Here is a 20,536-nt window from a genome sequence, read left to right on the forward strand (position 1 = left end):
GTGCACAATCCAACCGTTTTGTTCACTCTTCCTTCACATAAATTCCTCAAGGTGCACAATGTGTATCTTGAGGAAAGTGGGGCGAGGGGAAGGAAGAAAGCGGAGTGCGAGGGAGTGGGATGTTCGGTGGTGTTGCGGGTTGGTGTGGCTCCCGCTGGCGGGAGCTGGCCCGCGAAGCGGGATTGAGGGTGGCCGCCCGCGTTCTGCCCCGCGTTCTGCTGGGAATCATCTCCGCTTTTCCGTTCCCGAAGATGCACAATGTGCAACTTGCGGCAGAAAACGAGCAGATTGTGCGCCTTAAGGTGCACAATCCAACCGTTTTGTTCACTCTTCCTTCACATAAATTCCTCAAGGTGCACAATGTGTATCTTGAGGAAAGTGGGGCGAGGGGAAGGAAGAAAGCGGAGTGCGAGGGAGTGGGATGTTCGGCGGCGTTGCGGGTTGATGTGGCTCCCGCTGGCGAGAGCTGGCGGCGGAGCCGACTGAGGGTGGTTGTGGGGTGCCGGGTGTTGACTGTTGTGACCACCCCAACCCGCTTCGCGGGAGCCCCGTCTGTGGGGGCGAAAAGTAAAGGCGCGTGAAGTGCGGCGGGACGAAGGGCGCTCGCTCCCGCCTACCCCGCTCCCGCCAGCATCAGCTGGATTTCGTTAACTATGTAGGCTATAATAAGGGGAATTTCAGCCGATTGCTGGATTCATAATTCAACGCGATAATCGAACCCCATAATCCAACCAACAGAGCAATCCCACAGCACCGTCACACGGCAACGTCAAATGGTGACGAAGCCGCCCGCGCCAGCGAAGGCACGGCAGACGAACCGCGGAACACGGCAGTATGGCACTGTCGGCGGACCGTCAACGACGACGCTGCGAGAAGAAGGATCCCCATAATGACCCATGCAGCAAAGCCCACGCCGTTGCGCAGAATCGGCGCGCTGGCAGTGGCCCTCGCCACCCTGTGCGTCATGCCGGCGGGCGTGGCCAACGCGGTCGGCCCAACGCCGTCCGCCCCCGCCGCAACAGCCGACGCACAGCAGGAATATCTCAAGCTGACCATCGAACGCACCGACAAGAACGGTGACACGGTCGAAGTCGGCGACACACTGACGTACATCATCGGTTACGAAAACGTTAGCACGCAGAACATCGCCGTCTACCCGCGCACGTCCAACCTCGACGGCGTGACCACACCGCAAGGCAACACCAAATTCCCGATCTGCCGCTGGAGCACGCTCAAGCCAGGCGAAAAAGCCGCCTGCTCCAACACGGCGAACCCCAAGCTCGCCTATCACGTGGTCACCGAAGCGGACGTCGCGAACGGTTTCACCCCCGAAGCCAGCATCGACGCGACCACCGACTCGACCGGCAGTAAGGTACTGCAGTCCGTGAAGATCACCGGACAGAAGGTCAACGTCGCCCAGCCGGTCGCGCTGCCCGCCGACATCGCCGCATGGAAGGCGCGCAACGAGCAGCTCGCCGACTACAAGACGCTCAGCGAGAAACTCAGCAAGACGGACGGCATCAACTGGCTGTTCATCGGCGACTCGATCACGCAGGGCGTGCTGTACACGCGCGGCTACCGCATCTACTCCGAACTGTTCGCCAACCAGCTGGAAACCGAGAAGGTGCGCGGCGTCTCGCGCGCCGACGACCTCGTGATGAACACGGGCATCTCCAGCGCGGACGCCAGCTGGCCGCTCAAATCCGGCGCATTCGACAAGTGGGTCACCGAAAAACATCCGAACGTCGTGTTCATCACGTTCGGTATGAACGACGGCCGCAGCCATCAGTTCCCCGTCGACCAGTACATCGCCAACCTCACGTCCATCATCGACAAGGTGCGCGAGCTCGGCGCGATCCCGATCCTGCAGACGCAGAACTACACGACCGACGCCACGTTCAACACGAACCTCGACACGTACTTCGACGCCGAACGCCGGCTCGCCATCAAGAAGGACGTCATCCTCGTCGACTTCAACAAGCGCTGGCTGGAACTCAACAACGGCAACAAGCAGGGCAACACCTACATGGGCACCGGCAACAACATCCACCCCGGCGAAAACGGGCACATCGAATGGGCCAAGTTCACGCTCGGCGCGCTCAACATGCTCAGCGACAGCGACGCGATCGCCAAGTGGAACAGCGCCGACATGGCGCTCGCCGGCCCGAGCGTCGCAGCGTCCGCCGATGCGGTCGGGCTCAAGGGCACGGCCGGACTCGGCGACGCGCTGCCGTCCGGCGCGGCCACCGCGGACGTGGGCAAGTACCTCACCGGCGCGCAGTACATCGACGCCGGCGAGGACGTCGTGAAAGCGGTCGCCGGCAAGCAGCAGTCCAACGTGACGATCCGGTTCCGCGCGGCAGGCGGCGGCAGCGAGCCGCAGACGCTGTTCTCGCTCGGCGACTCCGGCTCGACCACGCGCGCGACCGTGCGGCTGAGCGCGACCGGCCAGCTGCAGTTCCAGAACTCCGACGGCACCGGCGACTTCTACACGGTCGGCGCGGCGAACCTGGCCGACGGCAACTGGCACACGGTATCCGTGAACTTCGCGGACAACTCGTTCACCGCCTACGCCGACGGTGCTCTGCTGCGCACGGTCAGCGGCAACGCGAGCATCAAACTCAACGTGCCCGCCGCCATCACCGTCAACCAGGCGACCGTCGGCGCCGTGCGCGGCTCCGACGCGGCCGCCGGCAAGCAGCAGCTCACCGGCGTGGTCGACTACGTGACCGCGTGGGGCCGCAACCTCAGTGAGGCGGAAGCCAAGAAGATCACCGCCGAAACCCCGGTCGCCGAAGTCGCGGTCGCCAAGAACCAAGCCGCGACGGACGCGCTCAAGCCGCTCATCTCCAACACCGGCGTGCGCAAGAACATCGTGTTCGCCGGCGGCGAGACCATCGAAGGCGGCTACAGCGACCACATCATCGCCAAGAACCTCGTGCAGCTGCTCGACGAACGCGTGCGCTGGGAGTACGCGACCAGCCTGGGCGGCAACGACACCGAGCTGCAGCGCGCCAAGTTCTTCGTGGCCGCGGCGCAGGGCGGCGTCACCGCCAAGCAGCTCGACGAGGAGTACGACGCGCGCATCGGCCAGTACAAGCCGGACATCCTGTTCGTCGCGCCCGACCTGTACGACGCCGACGGCAAGCTCGTCGAGACCGACGCGGCCGCGTTCGCCACGCACGTGAAGTCCGTGGCCGACAAGGCGACGGCCGCCGGATCCAAAGTCGTGCTCGTCACGCCCGTCACCGTGCGCGGCGGTGAGGAGGCGTACGCCAAGGCCATGCGCGGCGTGGCTGACGAGGCCGGCCTGCCGCTGCTCGACGCGCAGGCGTGGATCGGGCAGGTCGTCGCCGCGAACCCCGCCGTGCGCACCGGATGGTTCAACGCCGCCGGACAGCTCAACTACTCGGGCCACCTCGGCTACGCGCGGTTCATGATGAAGTCGCTCGACCTGTACCCGGCCAACGTGTCGCAAAGCCGCGTCGCATCGCTGCCGTACGACACGATCGGCGTGAACCTGGCCGGCGCGAGCGAGAACGGCGGGGAAGTGCCGGTCGCGCGCGTGGACGGCGGGGCTGATGACGGCTCGGCTGACGGCGCGCGGGCGCACATCGACACCACGCGGATCGACCCGGCCGCCTCGCTGGTGATCGTCAAGGACTACCGCGTGGTCGAAGTCGCCGCCGACGGCACGCGCACGACGGTCGCCAACGGACTCGCGCCCGCCGACGTGCTGAAGAACGGCATCGACGTGCCGCTCGCCGCCGGCGACACCGCCGCGCACACGTACGAGGTGATCGGTTCGGCCGTGGTGCCGGACGGGTCGCAGCCGGTCACCGTGACGTACACGGCGACGCTGCCGGCCGTCGAGCCTGGGCCGGGGCCTGATCCGGGGCCGGGCGCCGTGACGATCGACCACATCACCGCGGTCACCACGCAGACCGGCGTCAAGGTCGGCGACCGGTTCGACCGCGGCAAGGTGATCGTGACCGCGACGCTCACCGACGGCAAGAAGCGGGCGCTCGCCGCCGATGAATACGCGCTGACCGCCGTGGACGAGCAGGGCAAGACCGTCGATCTGAGCCAGCCGTTCGTCAAGGCAGGCAAGGTGACGGTCACCGCGTCCGTGGCCAACGGCGATGCGGCCGCGTTCACCGCGCGGTTCGCCATCAGCGTGACGGCGAGGCCGGGCACCGGCGGCGGGACCGGAAGCGGTGCCGGGACTGGTAGCGGGTCGGGAGCCGGGCAGGGTGCCGGTTCCGGGACCGGCAGCGAGGCCGGACGGAAGCCGGGCGCGGGCGACGGTTCCGGCAGCGGGCTGTCGAAAACCGGCGCGGACGTCGCTGCCGTGACGGCCGCGGCCGGGCTGCTGATGCTGGCCGGTGTCGCGGCGGCCGTCGCGCGAGGCCGGCGCCGGAGCGTGCGGCCGTGATTGCGCGGGCCGGTTGCGGGCGGCTTGGCTCGCGGCCGGTAGCGGGCTGATGGAGCCGGTGACGGTCCGGTAGTGGGCCGGTGACGGTCCGGTAGCGATCTGGTATGCAGCGGAGGCTCTCCTTGAACGGGGAGCCTCCGTCATGTTGCGCCGTCGGATGACGGAATGGTGGTGCCGGCAGGCCGTCGGTCGACATTCCCGTGCCGATTGTCGCCGGAAGGTGCGCGGGGATGGTGAGCAGGGCGGCGGAGGCTGACGCGAGGCTTGGCGGGAGGGCGAAAAAACTGGCTTTTTTGAGATGTGGGTGTTTTGTTTGGCGAATTCGCCCGGCACCACGAACACCTCACATCCTCAAAACGGCTCTATGGAGCCGTTTTCATCAATGTCGCCCGCGGTGTCATCCGTGAAATCCTCCAAACGAAACACCCACATCTCGAAGGGGATGCCGTATGAACGGTGTCGGGTGGGGCAATGGCGGCCAATCCATGCGGTTTTATGCGACATTTGCGACGATGCTGCCAGTTAATTGCTGTTGCGCGTCCTTGCGCAACGTCCATGGCCGAACGGCACATCGCGTCGCACGATATTGTGACTCGCTGCCGTCGCAATCTCGGTGTCATTTGCGATAATCGACGATGGATAGGCAGGGCCGGCGGGCAGCCCGACCGGTCGGAACGGCGCAGAACCAGCGCAACAACGAAAGGCGAACGATATGAGTGACATGCTGCTGAAGGCCGTGTTCTGGGACATGGACGGCACGTTGATCGACTCGGAGCCGTACTGGCACGCCGGCGAGATGGAGATCGCGCGCGCCCACGGCGGCTACTGGGATTCCGAGCTCGCGTGGCAGGGGTCGGGCACGCCGGTGCCGGCGGTCGCGCAGCGGATGGTCGAGCACGGCTGCCAGCTGTCGGTCGAGGAGATCGGCAAGGGGATGATCGACTACGTGTCGCGCGCGGAGGCGGCGCACATGCCGTGGATCGACGGCGTGACGGATGTGCTGAAGTCGCTGGTTGCGGCGGGGATTCCGTCGGTGCTGGTGACCACGTCGCCGCGTCATCTGGCGCAGGGTTTGGTCGATCAGGCGCCGGCCGGCGCGTTCGTCGGGTTCGTGTGCGGCGACGATGACGTGGAGAAGAAGCCGTCGCCGGAACCGTATCTGGCCGCGGGGCGGGTGCTCGGCATCGCGCCCGAGGACATGCGCTACTGCGTGGCGCTCGAGGATTCGATGAGCGGCCTGCGTTCGGCCGCCGCGTCCGGCGCGACCACCATCGCGCAGACCGGCTACATCCGTACTGACACGTCGGCCGGCCCGCAGTTCGCCTCGATCGACTCGTACGCGGGCGTGACCGCCGCGACGCTCGACGGCTACGTGCGCCAGCGCGTGGGGGAGTGACGGGTTCGGGGGTGTTGGCTTGGCTTCCTGGGGAGGGAAGCTGGCCAGCACCCGAAACTGTGCGGCAGTGTTCTTTATGCGCCTAACGTACCAAGCGGAATGACAAGGACGCCGTCTTCCCTTCGATAGGCGAAGTCTCCTATGCCGACAAGCACCGCGAGGAATTCCGGTTCTTTGGTTCGCGCGCCGGGATTGCGCATGAGCTTGTTCCTCAAACGCAGCAGGTTACCGGCGGCTTCCTCTGCTTTGTCGTGGCTGGACTTGACCTCGATGCCTCCCCATCGGCCGTCGGCGAGTTCGATGATGATGTCGCATTCCAATCCGGAATCATCGTGGTAGTACCGTACGGGTTCCATACCGATGTCCGGCAGAGAGCTCGCGTAGACGAGCAGATCGCGCACACACATGTTCTCGAACAGGAACCCGAATGTCTGCCAGTCGTTGAGCAGCGCTGCGGGATTCATACCCAGCAGGGCCGCGGCGATGGAGGGGTCTGCAAAATAACGGCGTGGTTTGGTTTGCAGACGTTTGGGATCACGTGCGGGCGGCACCCACCCCTTGACCGGGGCGATGACGAACATGTCCGTGAACATGCTGACGTATTCGGAAACCGTGCGGTCCGAGACGAAATCGTCGGGAACCTCTTCGGAGCCGTACATGTCTTTGCGCAAGGTCTTGTACGTCACCGGTTGGCTGATGTTGCGGGCCAGGGAGTCCAACAGTCGCCGCGCGGTGTCGGGGTCCTTGCCGAGACGGGCGACGCTCTCGGTCAACGTCAGCCGGATGTACTCGCGGATGAGGATCTGCGCGTCCGTGACGGACAGGTTTTGCGCTTTAGGCCATCCTCCGCGGCATACGGCGTCAAGCAGCGTGTGCGGGTCGACATTGGACGCGGCGGGCGCGAACTTGTGGCTGAACAGGGCGGCAAGACTGACCTTGCCTGAGGATAATCCGGATTCCGTGAGGGTCATCGGATGCATGCGGATGCGCCCGATGCGCCCGGCTCCGCTGTGATGCGGGGTCTCGTCGCGCAATGGCGTGGATGATTCGGTCAGCAGCCACTGGCCTTTGTCGTCGGGATTGTCGTCCACGCTGTGGCGCACTTCGTCCCAAATGGCCGGCGCGAGCTGCCATTCGTCGATGATGTGCGGGCGGTCGCCCAACAGCATCAGCGAAGGGTCGGCCTTGGCCAATGCGAGATTGTTGCTCCGGTCCACATAGGTGATGCTGGAGCCGTGCGCGCGTGCGGTCCAGGTTTTGCCGCACCATTTCGTGCCGGCGATTTCCACGGCGCCGAAGATGCGTTGATACCGTTCGACCTGCTTGTCGACAATGCGGGGCCGATAGTGGGGCGGGCGAATCGGCTTAGGGGTGGGAACGTCCATGTTATGCGCCCTTTCTCGGTGTCATGATATGTGGCCGCAACAATCCGAATATTCCGACTGCAATAATCCGAATTCTTCAACTACCAAAATCCGAATTAGCGGGGAAGGCGAACTCGATGAATTGTGCGCTGAAATGCCCGGTTTTTGGGGTGTATTGCGGGCATTTGAGCCCATGAATCCGGGGTTGCGGGTGTTTCGGCGCTGATGTTGGGCCCGCCGCGCCGCCAAGGTAAAGAAAAACCCTCCGGAGGTGGAATTCCGGAGGGTTTAGTGGAGCTGATGGTAATCGAAACCACGACCTCTTCGATGCGAACGAAGCGCTCTACCAACTGAGCTACAGCCCCTTGGTTTGTTGCCTTGCACTGCAGGACAACTCGATACACAATAATACGCTATCGCCGCAAACGCAATTCAGTTTGTGAAGAAATCGTGAAGTTTCAATCCCGCCACGGGCCACCAACGCGTGGCAGGGACCCGTGCCGCCGCCACAGCTTACTTCGCGTGGGCCGCCGGCTTGGCCGAGCCGCCCTTCTTCTTGCCCGCGCGCGCCTTGATCAGGCCAATGATGGTCGGCAGCAGCGAGATCACCAGAATCAGCACGATCACCAGCTCGAAATGCTTCTGCACTGCGGGAATCCCGCCGAAGAAGAAGCCAAGCAGCGTGAACAGCGTCGACCAGGTAAGGCCGCCGAGGATCGAGAACGGCGTGAACCGGCTCCAACGCATGCCCGAAATGCCCGAGATGAACGGCATGAACGTCCTGATGAACGGGAAGAACCGACCCAGGAACACGGCCAGTGGCCCCCACTTCTCGATCATCTGCTCGGTCTTCTCAAGCCGTTCCGGCGTCATGGCCTTCACCTTGCCGGACGCGATGATGCGGCGGCCGAAGAAATGTCCGATGAAATAGTTGCTTTGGTCGCCCAGGATCGGCGCGATCCACACGACCGGCAGCAGCGCCATCAGCGGCAGTCCGCTGTCGCCCTGCGCGGCGAAGAAGCCGGCGGCGAACAGCAGCGAGTCGCCGGGCAGGAACGGGAAGAACACCACGCCCGTCTCGATGAACACGATGAGGAAGATGAAGCCGAGCGTCGGTATGGTGCCCATCGCGATCCAGCTGGCGATGGCGCTGCGCGGATCCTTCAGCAGATTGATGATGAAATGAACGAAACCCATGGATGTCCTGTCAATTATCGGCCGCACGGCAGTCGGCGGCTGTGAAACGTGATTTCAGACGTGCAACACGATATCAGCCGGGGTGTAGCGGTGGCAGGGAGGGGACGACGGCGTGCCGAAGGGCGAGTGTGTGCGGCGCTACGGCCCGCGGGCGTTGCGCGAGCACGTGCGTGGCTGCCGGCCGTGAGAGTGCGGGGGTGTTTCGGACGCGTGGCTGACGGGGCGACCAGATGGCGGACCGTGGGCATGGGGGAGGGGCAAGGCTCGGCATGGTGCCGGTTGGGGCGTGAGGAGGTTGGGCTGGGAAACCGTGGGGACGTTCTGACGTGAGGACGTCAGGACGTCAGAACGTGGGGACGGCGTGGGGGATACTGAAGGCATGGATAATGTGCTTGACAGGTCGGAACAGGATGAGGACGCGCTGGGCACGGCCGCTGAGGTGGTCGTCGGCGTGGGGGAGAGCGGCGACCGCGATGTCGCGACCGAGGGCTCGCCGAGTATTTCACAGGATGTTTCACGATATGTTCCACGGGGAACGGTGGTGCTCGCGGCGACGCCGATCGGCAACGTCGGCGACGCATCCGACCGGCTGAAGGCGCTGCTGGCCGACGCTGACATCGTCGCCGCCGAAGACACGCGCCGGCTGTACGATCTGGCGAACCGGCTCGGCGTGCATGTGAACGGCTCGGTCGTCGCCTATCACGACCACAACGAGCGTGCGAAGGCCGACGGGCTGCTCGACCGCGTGGAGACGGGCGCGACCGTGCTCGTGGTGTCGGACGCGGGCATGCCGACCATCAACGACCCGGGCATGGCGATTGTGCGCCGGGCCATCGAGCGTGGTCTGCCGGTCACGTGCGCGCCCGGTCCGAGCGCCGTGCTCGACGCGCTCGCGCTGTCCGGACTGCCGACCGACCGGTTCTGCTACGAGGGCTTCCTGCCGCGCAAGCACGCCGAACGCGTGCAGCACCTGCGCATGCTGCTGCCGGAACGGCGCACGATCGTGTTCTACGAGACGCCGCACCGCATCGCCGACTCGATGGACGACCTGCTCGACGCGTTCGGCCCGACGCGCCCGATGGCGTTGTGCCGCGAGCTCACCAAGGACTACGAGGAGATTCGACGCGGCACGATCAGTGACATTCGTCAAGGCGTGATCGACGATCCGCCGCGCGGCGAAATGGTGCTGGTCATCGGCGGCGCATCCGACGAGGAGGCGCAGGCAGCGGCCCCGTCCACGCTGAGCATCGACGACCTCGCCGTGCTCGCCATCGACCGTGCGCTGGAGGACGGGCTGCGCATCAAGGAGGCGATCACGCAGGTCGTCTCCGAGCATCCGCTGCCCGACGGGTCGCTCGCCAACCGCAAGCAGGTCTACGCGGCCGTGCTGCGCATGAAGTCGTGAGCGCAGGTGGTGGTCGGCTGCTTGTGGGTGTGCCCGGTCGGCCGAGCGTCCGTTTGCTGCCGGATGTCGCTTGGTTCTAGTGGAAAACGACCGCTGAGGGGATGATATGCGGTCGTTTTCGACTAGTAGACGACAGGCCGGGGTGGGAAACGGCCGCCGGAGGGCCCGTTGGCGGCCGTTTCCCAATAGCCAGTGCCGGGTCATGGTAGGAAACGGCCGCTGACAGGTGGATTCGCGGTCGTTTCCGACATGAAGCGTGCGGGCGCTGGTGGCGGGTGACGCTCCCCCAGTCTTCGCTTCGCTCAGACAGCCCCCTCCACCGAGGGGGCCGAGGCGGAGGACAACATGGCGGTCGACCGTCTCAAGGACAGCCCCCTCCACCGAGGGGGCCGAGGGCGGGTTGACGTTTGTCGTGCAGTGCGGTTCTCTGTCGGGGGAGACGAGAAATGGCGCGAGCTCTCGGCTCCACTTGTGAGGGGAGCTGTCAGCGAAGCTGACTGAGGGGTAGTCGGGGGCTATAGGCAAATGTGGCGATGAATCGTTGGTGGCGGTTGATCGTTCCCCAGTCAGCTTGCAGCCGCCAGCGTCCTACGTCGGAGGGGGCCGAGGGATGGGCCGCTGTCTGCCGTACGGGTCAGCCTTCCGCTGCATGTTGAGATGTGCGGCACGTGCCGGGGTCACCGCAGTCCGTCAAGCAGGATGGTCAGCGCTCGGTTCACGCCGGGGCCGCCGGCCTGCGCGATGTACTCCAGCAACGCAGCGTCGGCCCTCGGATTGACCACGATCCAGCGCCGCAGCTCGGGCGCATGCTCGGCGATGTACCAAAGCACGGCCATGCCGGTCTGCGGATTGCAGGCCAGCTGCGGCGTGAGACGGACCGGCGGCGGGGGAGGACGCAGCGTGTCATCGTCCGGGGGCGCGTCCGGGCCGTCGCCTGCCGCTGGCCCCATGCCGTCGCGTAACCCTCGGAGTCGTCGTTGCGACGGCGTTCGAGGCGGTGACATCGTGCGAGCGACGGCTGGTCGGCCTTGAGCGGATTGTTCGCCGGCTGCCCGTCCGGCAGCCGGGCGAGTCTTACCGGCAATCATGCTCGACGGTTTGACGATGCCCCGCCGTCGTTCGCCGTCGACCTCGGTGGCCTGCGGGCGCGGCAGAATCGTGCCGTGAAAATCGGCGGCTGGCGTGCGCTGTTGTGCCGGTCCGTGCGGCGGCTTGCTGACTGCCCCACGTGGCTGATGCTGCACTGACGATGCGTCGCCGGCGCCTCCGTTATGTTCGGCGGAGTCTTGTGCCGTGTCGCATGTGGGCGGTAGCCGCGTGCGCGACGTAGCGCGATCGGCGTGGTCATCTCGGCGCCGCCCGTCATAACGCGGCCCGTCGCGCAAGCGTTGCGCGGCCGTCGGACGATGTCGTGTCATTGCGTCTCCTTTCGCGAACGCGGGGGAACGGGGTTGGGAGCGCCTGGTGTGCGTTCACTCAGTCGGCCTGCGGCTGACGTGGCCGGTCGGGTGTCGGGTGGCGCTCCCCCAGTCGGCTCCGCCGACAGCCCCCTCCGCCGAGGGGGCCGAGGCGCGGGCCGAGTTGACGGCTAGGTTCGTTGGAAGACCGATCCCTCCGCTGAGAGGCCGGCGGCGTGTACAGACCATTGCCGCCACGCTTATAGGCAGTGTTCCAGCGATTCCAGCAGACGCCGGCCTTGTTGGGTGTTCGGCCAGTGCCGGTTCTCGTCGAGCATCGCCAGGCACTGCCGCGGGGTGATACCGTACTCCTCGGCCAGCGCGCACAGCACTTCGGTGGCCTCCTGCCGGCTCTCCTCGTCCTCTACGAGCAGCGACACGTCGCACGCGGTGCGCAACGGCGTCGTGACCCGCAGCCCGCCGACGCGCATCACATGGTCGGGGTCGACCTTGCGGCTGAACGCGCGAATCCGCCGCCCGTGCACGGTGGAGCGGAAATGCGAGTTCGACAGCACGTCGATCGTGCGCGGGAACAGTCCTCCCAGCCACACCCACGCCGCGGTCAGGGCGCAGGCGATCGTGCTGCGTGGCACCATGCCCTGCGCGATCTGCCCGCGACCGTAGAGCGTGTCCGCATGTTCGGCGCTGTATGCGTTCGCCTGGTCGAGCGAATGCACCGTGCCGAAATCCGACAGCCGGGCGATGCTCAGCGGCCCCGGCAGCTCGCGGTGGGTGAAGGTCGGCGCGGCGCTGGCGTTCGGCATGACAAGACCGTCCGTCGCGGCGGTCGGCCCGGCTCTGGTCAGGTTCGCGTGGCCGGTTTTCGTGATGATGATGTCGTCCATGCGCCGACCATAACCAGAACATCCCCGACCGCGCCACCGCACCCGCGAAATCTGTGGATATGTGGATAAGTCGCGCTTCAGCCTAGCCGAATGTGGATAACTCTGTGGATAACTTTGCCTCCGACGTCGCGTGGTCGCCGCAATGTCACCGTGCCGACTGTGCGGTGCCGACTGTGCGGTGCCGACCGTATCGCCGTGCCGACACCGTGCAGCCGTGCCGGCACCGGCGTCACGGCTGCGCCGCCGCCGCGCCGCCGTCGTGCCGGAAACCGCCGCGCAGTGTTCCCGTCAGTGTCCCCGCTGGGCCGGATAATCGGGTGTCATGAGTCATGTTTTGGTAAATGTTGCGTGGCCGTATGCGAACGGCCCCCGTCATATCGGACACGTCGCCGGATTCGGCGTGCCGTCGGACGTCTACGCGCGCTACGAGCGCATGAAGGGCAATGACGTGCTGATGGTCTCCGGCACCGACGAGCACGGCACCCCGATCCTCGTCGAGGCCGAAAAGGAGGGCGTGACCGCCCAGGAGCTGGCGAACCGCTACAACCGCGTCATCGCCAAGGACCTGTGCGACCTCGGCCTGAGCTACGACCTGTTCACCCGCACCACCACCGGCAACCACGAGCACGTGGTGCAGGAGCTATTCAAGCAGTGCCTGGCGAACGGCTACATCTACAAGGGCACGCAGAAGGTCGCGATCAGCCCCTCCACCGGCCGCACCCTGCCGGACCGCTACATCGAAGGCGAATGCCCGATCTGCCACACCGAAGGCGCGCGCGGCGACCAGTGCGACGCCTGCGGCAACGAGCTCGACCCGGACGAGCTCATCAACCCCGTCTCCAAGATCAACGGCGAGACCCCGCGCTTCGAAGAGACCGAACACTACTTCCTCGACCTGCCGGCACTCGCCGATGCGAACCTCGCGTGGCTGAAGACCCGCAAGGGCTGGAGGACGAACGTCATCAACTTCTCGATCGGCCTGTTCAAGGAGGTCAAGCCGCGCGCCATCACGCGCGACATCGACTGGGGCATCCCCGTGCCGGTGAAGGGCTGGATCGACAATCCGAACAAGAAGCTGTACGTGTGGTTCGACGCGGTGATCGGCTACCTGTCGGCCTCGATCGAATGGGCGCGCCGTCAGGGCGACCCGGAGAAGTGGCGCGAATGGTGGAACGATCCGAAGACGCCCGCCTACTACTTCATGGGCAAGGACAACATCACGTTCCACTCGCAGATCTGGCCGTCCGAGATGCTGGCCTACAACGGCCAGGGTTCCAAGGGCGGCGAGACCGGTCCGCTCGGTCCGCTGAACATGCCCGAGCAGGTCGTCGCCTCCGAGTTCATGACCATGGAGGGCAAGAAGTTCTCGTCCTCGCGCGGCATCGTCATCTACGTCAAGGACATCCTCGCGCGCTACCCCGTGGACGCCGTGCGCTACTACATCTCCGTGGCCGGCCCGGAATCCTCCGACTCCGACTTCACGTGGGCCGAGTTCGTGCGTCACAACAACGAGGAGCTGGCGGCCAGCTGGGGCAACCTGGTCAACCGTGTGGCTAACCTCATGAACAAGAACTTCGGCGAAATCCCGGCGCTGGACGAGGACTCGATGACCAACGAGGACCGCGCCCTGCTCAAGGAGACGTCCGACGCGTTCGACGAGGTCGGCGCGCTCATCGAGAAGCACCACCAGAAGAACGCGCTCGCCACCGCGATGCGCGTCGTCGGCGACATCAACAAGTACATCTCCGCCGAAGAGCCGTGGAAGATCAAGGACGACGAGGCGAGGCTCGGCACCGTGCTGCACGTCGCCGCGCAGGCCGTGTACGACGCGAACCACCTGCTCGCGCCGTTCCTGCCGCACTCCGCGCAGAAGGTGTACGAGGCGCTCGGCGGCACCGGCGTGTTCTCGCCGCTGCCGCGTCTCGAGGAGGTCGAGGACCTCGACAAGCCGGGCTTCACGTACCCGATCATCACCGGCGACTACAAGCTGGGCGAGACCGTGCACCCGTGGGAGAGCGAGCCGCTGGTGGCCGGAACCCCGGTGCCGAAGCCGCATCCGATCTTCGCGAAGATCCCGACCGAGGCTGTCGCCGAGGAGCTGGCGCGCTTCGACGCCGAGCTCAAGGCCCGCAAGGAGGCCGAAGCCGCGCGCTTCGCCGCCGCGCAGGCCGAGCTGAAGAGCGAGGAGCAGGCCAAGGCCTGATGTTTGGGCTGGGGTCGGGTCTCGGCCTCGAATAGCTGAAGCGGGGCGGGGTGTGCCGTCATCGATTGCGATGATGGGCACCCCGCCCCGCTTTGTCGTTGAAGGCTTGTGCCGGTCGACGCCGGTGTGGGGCCGGGCTTGGGGCGTGATACGTCACAGCGGGTAGGTGCACGTTGTGACGCTGGTGCGCGCGGCACCGTGACCCCGCCCGGCACCGTGACCCCGCACGACGCCCAGTTGTTGTCACAGCGGGTAGGTGCACGTTGTGACGATGGTGCGGGACGGGGTTGAGAGGTGCGCGCCGGGTTGGGGGAGGTGCGGGACTCCGGGTTTTCTCCCATCCGGGGGCCTGCGAATGGGAGAAGATCGGGAGTCTGGAGGCGAGACTCCCGGGTTTGTCCCATTTTGCTGGCTCGGAATGGGAGAAAACCCGGAGTTTGCCGTCGGGACTCCTGGATTTCTCCCATGCCGGGGGGCGGGAATGGGAGGAATCCAGGAGTTTGCCGTCCTGTGCCCGACCGGACCGACCTGCCCGCGCCGGCCCGCGTCCGCAATCAGCCCCCGTTTGTTTCGTCCGTGTTATGCCCGTGGCCGCCGTCGGCCCGGGTTTTCGTATCTCGAAGCCCCCGCATCCCTTCTGCCGCCTTGATTCCGCCGTTCGGCGTCCAGAAGATGGACACGAAAAAATTAAGAAGTAATTTTCCTATATCATATCGTGACGTAAGTTCCGTGACCCGTCGCGGCCGCGCGCAGCCCAACCACAAGCCGCGCGCACCGGCCCGCGACGCCCACGGGAACAACGGAAGGATCGAGGAGAATCATGGCCCACAAACGATGGTCACGGCTGCTGGCGGCAATCGCCAGCGTCGCGATGGCCGGCATGATGCAGATGCCCGCCGCGACCGCAGCCGGCACCGACACCACGGCCGAACCGCAGCAGACGGTGACGGCCGGCAATGACGCATTCACGTCGAAGAAACCGCTGGAGAAAAGCCAGCCGACCGTCCGCTCCGGCAAGGGCGGCGACGCCACGGTGGTGTTCGACGCCGCCGGCGACGGCGACAACAAGCTGGCGCTCAGCCAGACCAGCATCGAACGCTACCTGTTCTGGACCGGCGGCCTGACCGCCACCGGCAGCGGCTTCACCGCCGGCGAGCAGGTGAACCTGACCGACGTCGCCCCCTCCGGCGCCAAGCAGGCGTTCGCCCCCGCGACCGCCGACGCGAACGGCAGCATCTCCGCGAAGCTCTACGCGATCAACTCGTTCTCCGAGCTCGGCATCCACACCATCCTCGCCAAGGGCGCGAAGAGCGGCGTGACCGCCGACGCGACCCTGACCGTCACCGCCGACTCGAGCAACACGGTCAAGGTCACGCTCTCCACGACCACGCTCACGCAGGACCAGTTCATCGACCAGCCGATCTCCATCAAGGCCACCGGCCTCGAGAAGAACGGCCGCGTCGCCCTGCACATCGCATCGCCGGACGGCACCACGCAGACCGTCGAGGACAGCGGCGCCCACCTGCGCGCCGACGCGAACGGCGAGTTCCGCGACACGCTCACCGGCAACACGGTCAACATCGCCACCGGCAAGTGGTCCGTCAGCGTGCTCTCGCTGAGCTCCGCCGGCAGCAGCATGCCGCAAGGCGCCGCCACGTACACGGTCACGCCCGGCGCAGAACGCCACGAGACCGGCAAAATCACCATCCCCGGCGGGCCGAGCGACGCAACGCAGACCATGAAGATCACGGAATCCCAGTTCGTCAAAAACGGGCTGCCGTACACGGCGACCGGCATCAAGGCGTTCGACGCGGTCGACGTCAACCTGGTCACGCCGCTGCAGAAGGACAACTACCTCGGCGCAGGCCGCGCCGACGGTGACGGCACGTTCTCCAACGCGATCGTGCCGAACGGCGAGGGCGGCGCGACGTTCCCGCACGGCACGTACACGCTGACGCTGCGTTCGCGCACCACCGGCGACTACGCGCAGCTCAAGTTCATCGTCACCGACGAGAACGGCGACTATCCGGAGAACGCCTCGCTGGACGTCACCCCGACCAAGCTGACCGCCGACGACCTCGGCCCCAACGGCAAGGGCATCACCGTGACCGTGAAGAACGCCACCGGCGCCAACATCTCCCTGCTCGACTCGACCGGCAGCGTCAACCGTATGGTCGTCTCCTACTCCACGGAAGGCTCCTTCTACCAGCGCACGACCGCCCAGCAGGACGGCACGAACACCGCGCAGGTCAAGCTCGTCGCCAACCCGAGCGACGGCTACTTCACGCTCAAGGCGCAGATCGACAACGGCGGCGCACTCACCCAGACCATCACCGTCGGCGACCCGAAGACCACCGAAACGCCGGCAGGCGACAAGCAGCAGCCCACGCAGGGCGGCACCGTCTCCGGCGACCTCGTGCACATGAGCGGCGACGTCTCCGCGTTCATCGAATCCAAGGGCGTGGGCGGCCTCGCCCAGCAGCGCTCCAGCACGTACGAGCTCAAGCGTTCGCGCCTGAGCAACCGCCAGAAGAAGGCCGAGACCCTCAAGGACGTCAACGCGCAGGCCAAGGAGACGAACTCCACGACCGATGAGCTGTTCGCCCAGCTCAAGAAGCTCGACCCGAAGGCGTCCAAGCTGTATGAGGCCGCGTTCAGCGTGCCCGGCATCGCCGTGCGCGCCGACGCCAAGGCGCTGCGCGAACTCGCCCAGCAGTCCAACCAGGTCGTCACCGTGAGCCCGCTCGTGCAGCGCACCGCGACCACCGCGACCGGCAGTTCCGCCGCGACAGCCGGCAAGAAGACCGCCGCCGCGACAGAGCCGGCCAACGCCAACAACGACACCCTCGTGCAGGCCATCAAGACCTGGAAGCAGACCGGCAAGACCGGTAAGGGCATCAACATCGCGATCATCGACACCGGCCTCGACTACACGCACGCCGACTTCGGCGGCGCCGGCACCACCGACGCCTACGCCACGGCGCTCGCGTCCAAGGCCGACCCGCTGACCGACCCGACGCTCAAGACCCTCGTCAACCAGCACGGCGTCAAGTACAAGGGCGGCTACGACTTCGCCGGCACCTCGTACAACGCGAACACGCAGGCCAGCGACGACGTCTACGACCCGTTCCCGGCCCCCGACGCCAACCCGATCGACGGCAAGGGCGGCCGCCACGGCACGCACGTTGCCGGCACAGCGCTCGGCTACGGTGTCAACGCCGACGGCTCCACGTTCACCGGCGACTACGGCAAGCAGACCGAAGAGACCGTCCAGCAGATGAAGATCGGCCCCGGCGCCGCGCCTGAGGCCGGCATCTACGCGCTCAAGGTGTTCGGCGACGGCGGCGGCTCCACCGAAGTCACCGGCGCCGCGCTCGAATGGGTCGCCCAGCAGGTGGCCCAGAACAAGGCCGACATCGACCTGATCTCCATGTCGCTCGGCACGTCGTTCACCAGCAACAACGACCCCGACATCACCAAGGTCAACGAACTCGCCAAGTCCGGCATCCTGTCGGTCGCGGCCGCCGGCAACGACGGCGACTACACCGACGCCTCCGGCAGCCCGGCCAACGCCTCTAGCGCGCTCGCCGTCGCCGCCACCCAGTCCGGCGGCTCCCTGCAGGACGCCATCGCCGTGACCGCGCCGTCCGATCTGGTCTCCGACAAGTACGCCGGCCAGTACTCGCAGAACATCGCGGTCGTCAACCCCACGTTCGAGGTGGCCGACAAGAAGGTCGTCAAGCTGACCGACCAGAGCAACCTCAACGGCTGCAACGCCTACTCCGCGGCCGACGCGGCCGCCGTCAAGGGCAACGTCGTGTACGTCGAGTGGGATGACTCCAACGTGGCGTGCGGCTCGGCCACGCGCTTCGACAAGGCGTACGACGCCGGTGCGGTGGGCATCATCTTCGCCTCGCAGAGCGACATCCCCGAATCCGGCATCGCAGGCAACTACTACCTGCCCGGCTTCCAGATGAACAAGACGACGGCCGAGAAGCTCATGCCGGCGATCAACGCGGGCACGCTCAAGGTCACGCTCTCCTCCAAGCTCGCGACCAGCGTCAAGAACACGTACGACTCCAACAAGGACGTCGTGGCGAGCTTCACCTCACGCGGCATCCACGGCTCGTACGACGGCACGGTCAAGCCTGACGTCGCCGCGCCCGGCGTGGGCGTTGTCTCCGCAGGCTCCGGCACCGGCACCGGCATGGCCGTGATGAGCGGCACGTCGATGGCCACGCCGCTCACCTCCGGCGTCGCCGCGCTCGTGCTCCAGTCCCATCCGCAGTGGAAGGCGGGCGACGCGACGCGCGCCACGTTGCTCAAGACCCAGCTGATGAACACCGCCGACCACGACATCTACACCGCCGACCGCAAGACCGCCTACGGCCCGCTGCGCATCGGCACCGGCCGCATCGACGCCTACGCCGCCGTGAACAACGACGTGCGCGTGGCGGTTTCCGACAACCCGGAGGCCGTGACCGCATCGTTCGGCATCGTGCAGGTGGGCGAGAAGGGCTACGAGGCCACCAAGCAGTTCACGGTGACCAACGACTCCGACGCCGACCACACGTACAAGGTCTCGTACGAGGCCCGCACCGAAACCGACGGCGTGACCTACAAGCTGAGCGCCGACACGGTCAGCGTCAAGGCGCACGGCACGGCGACCTTCTCCGTGACGCTGAGCATCCCGGACGCCGAGGCGCTGCGCCACACCATCGACCCGACGATGACCGCCGAAGTCGGCGGCGTGGCACGCTCCTACGTGACCGACGCGACCGGCGTGATCCGCCTCGTGCCGACCGAGCAGTCCGATGACGCCACGCCGATCCGCGTCGCCGTCGTCGCCGCGCCGAAGCCGATCTCGGAGACGAAGACGAACGTCACGTTCGACTCCGCCACCGCCACGGAAGGCAAGCTCGCCGTCACCGGCCACGGCGTGGACCAGGGCACCGGCTCCACCGCGTACGTCTCCCGCCTCGCCGCCATGCAGCTCGGCGCCGAGGATCCGGTCGACGTGTACAGCAACCCGGATTCCGCCCGCTCCCTCGCCTCGGCCGACATCCGCGCGGTCGGCGCCGCCAGCACCGCGCCGCAGCTCGCCGACCCGTCCAAGGGCATGCTCGGCTTCGGCTTCGTCATGCAGCAGAGCTGGTCGCGCATCGGCATGACCCTCTACCCGGAGGTGTACGTCGACGTGTCCGGTGACGGCCGTTCCGACTTCCTCGTGACGACCACCGTCTCGCCTGCCGGCTCGCAGTCCGACACCGTGTACGCGGTCACCTACGACCTCGCCTCCAACGCGGCCGTGGACGTGGAGCCGATCGACGACGCGTCGATCTCCGACTCCAACACGATCGTCCTGCCGGTCAAGCTTGCGGCCCTCGGCTACACGAAGACCACCACGCAGACGAAGATCCGCTACCAGGCGACCGTCGAGTCGGTGTACGCCTCGCACCCGTCCGACGGCTCCTCGTACGCGACTTCGTACATCGCCGACACCGCTGACCCCGCCACCTACGACGTCTACAACCCGGACCTGTGGTTCGGCGACGCCGCCGGTGACGCGGACAGCGCGGATCTGCTGACCGCCGACAAGGACGGCGTGACCCTGACCGCGCACCGTGCGAACAGCGAGACCGCCGCCAAGGCGAAGCCGCTGATCCTGCACCTGCGCGGCGCCATGCCGGACGCCGCCGGAACCTCCGCCACGCCCGACATCCCCGCCGTCGACAACGGCGAGACGCCGGCGCCGAAGGTCGACAAGACCAAGCTCGCCGCCGCCATCGCCAAGGCGAAGACCCTCAAGGCCAGCGACTACACGAAGCCGAGCTGGCAGGCGCTCCAGGGCGCGCTGACCTCCGCCGAGAAGGTCAACGCCGACGCCGACGCCACCCAGCAGCAGGTCAACGACGCGCTCGCCGCACTGCAGCGCGCACTCGACTCGCTGCGCAAGGTCGGCCCCGGCGAGACCGACGGCAACGGCGGCCAGCACGGCACCGACGGCAGCGTGAACGGCGGCGTCGCGCCCGGCGCCAACGCCGCGGGCCCGCAGTCCGGCATCGGCCGCACCGGTGCGAGCGTCACGGCCGTGGTGACGGTCATGCTCGCCGCCGGATGCGCCGCGACGGTCCTGCTGCGCCGCAAGAGCGCAGCCGCCGGCCGTCACGGCCGCTGAGCCGGACGGTTTGCTGGTTGGCTGGCCGGCTGACCTCGGTTGGCTGGCCGGCTGCC

At 66.5% G+C, this 20,536-nt stretch carries 9 protein-coding genes and 1 tRNA gene; 5 read left to right on the forward strand and 5 right to left on the reverse strand.

What is annotated here, in order from left to right; all coding sequences use genetic code 11:
• The first annotated feature begins 889 nt into the window (after nucleotides 1-889).
• Both F7D09_RS08550 and F7D09_RS08555 read left to right on the forward strand, forming a co-directional pair.
• Nucleotides 890-4,435, forward strand: a complete 3,546-nt coding sequence (locus F7D09_RS08550) for a GDSL-type esterase/lipase family protein (protein ID WP_226836163.1) — start codon at nucleotides 890-892, stop codon at nucleotides 4,433-4,435.
• 721 nt (nucleotides 4,436-5,156) lie between these two features.
• Nucleotides 5,157-5,831, forward strand: coding sequence for an HAD family hydrolase (locus tag F7D09_RS08555; RefSeq protein ID WP_152234983.1), 675 nt, complete (start codon nucleotides 5,157-5,159; stop codon nucleotides 5,829-5,831).
• A gap of 74 nt (nucleotides 5,832-5,905) precedes the next feature.
• On the opposite strand, the gene F7D09_RS08560 is transcribed toward F7D09_RS08555, so the two are convergent.
• The 3 genes from F7D09_RS08560 to F7D09_RS08570 all read right to left on the reverse strand — a co-directional run bounded on the left by F7D09_RS08560 (nucleotide 5,906) and on the right by F7D09_RS08570 (nucleotide 8,392).
• Nucleotides 5,906-7,216, reverse strand: coding sequence for an ATP-binding protein (locus tag F7D09_RS08560; RefSeq protein ID WP_152234967.1), 1,311 nt, complete (start codon nucleotides 7,214-7,216; stop codon nucleotides 5,906-5,908).
• Between the two features lie 271 nt (nucleotides 7,217-7,487).
• A tRNA-Ala gene (locus F7D09_RS08565) sits at nucleotides 7,488-7,560 on the reverse strand.
• A 148-nt stretch (nucleotides 7,561-7,708) separates the two neighbouring features.
• Nucleotides 7,709-8,392, reverse strand: coding sequence for a VTT domain-containing protein (locus tag F7D09_RS08570; RefSeq protein WP_152234968.1), 684 nt, complete (start codon nucleotides 8,390-8,392; stop codon nucleotides 7,709-7,711).
• Nucleotides 8,393-8,771: 379 nt separating this feature from the next.
• Between F7D09_RS08570 and rsmI the strand changes: the two genes are divergently transcribed.
• Nucleotides 8,772-9,797 carry a 16S rRNA (cytidine(1402)-2'-O)-methyltransferase gene (rsmI, locus tag F7D09_RS08575; RefSeq protein ID WP_152234969.1) on the forward strand — a complete coding sequence of 342 codons (1,026 nt, stop codon included), beginning with the start codon at nucleotides 8,772-8,774 and terminating at the stop codon, nucleotides 9,795-9,797.
• Between the two features lie 677 nt (nucleotides 9,798-10,474).
• Here the strand turns inward: rsmI and F7D09_RS08580 are convergent.
• On the reverse strand, nucleotides 10,475-10,747 hold the full coding sequence (locus F7D09_RS08580) for a variant leucine-rich repeat-containing protein (RefSeq protein WP_152234970.1): 273 nt from the start codon (nucleotides 10,745-10,747) through the stop codon (nucleotides 10,475-10,477).
• Between the two features lie 707 nt (nucleotides 10,748-11,454).
• On the reverse strand, nucleotides 11,455-12,099 hold the full coding sequence (locus F7D09_RS08585; RefSeq protein ID WP_152234971.1) for a sugar phosphate isomerase family: 645 nt from the start codon (nucleotides 12,097-12,099) through the stop codon (nucleotides 11,455-11,457).
• A 322-nt stretch (nucleotides 12,100-12,421) separates the two neighbouring features.
• Here F7D09_RS08585 and metG point away from each other — a divergent pair, with 322 nt between their 5' ends.
• A complete protein-coding gene (gene metG, locus F7D09_RS08590; RefSeq protein WP_152234972.1) occupies nucleotides 12,422-14,302 on the forward strand; it encodes a methionine--tRNA ligase in 1,881 nt (626 codons plus the stop codon).
• Between the two features lie 820 nt (nucleotides 14,303-15,122).
• Nucleotides 15,123-20,480, forward strand: coding sequence for a S8 family serine peptidase (locus F7D09_RS08595; protein WP_226836165.1), 5,358 nt, complete (start codon nucleotides 15,123-15,125; stop codon nucleotides 20,478-20,480).
• Nucleotides 20,481-20,536 lie beyond the last annotated feature (56 nt).

This window comes from Bifidobacterium leontopitheci (assembly GCF_009193355.1).
GTDB classification, from domain to species: domain Bacteria; phylum Actinomycetota; class Actinomycetes; order Actinomycetales; family Bifidobacteriaceae; genus Bifidobacterium; species Bifidobacterium leontopitheci.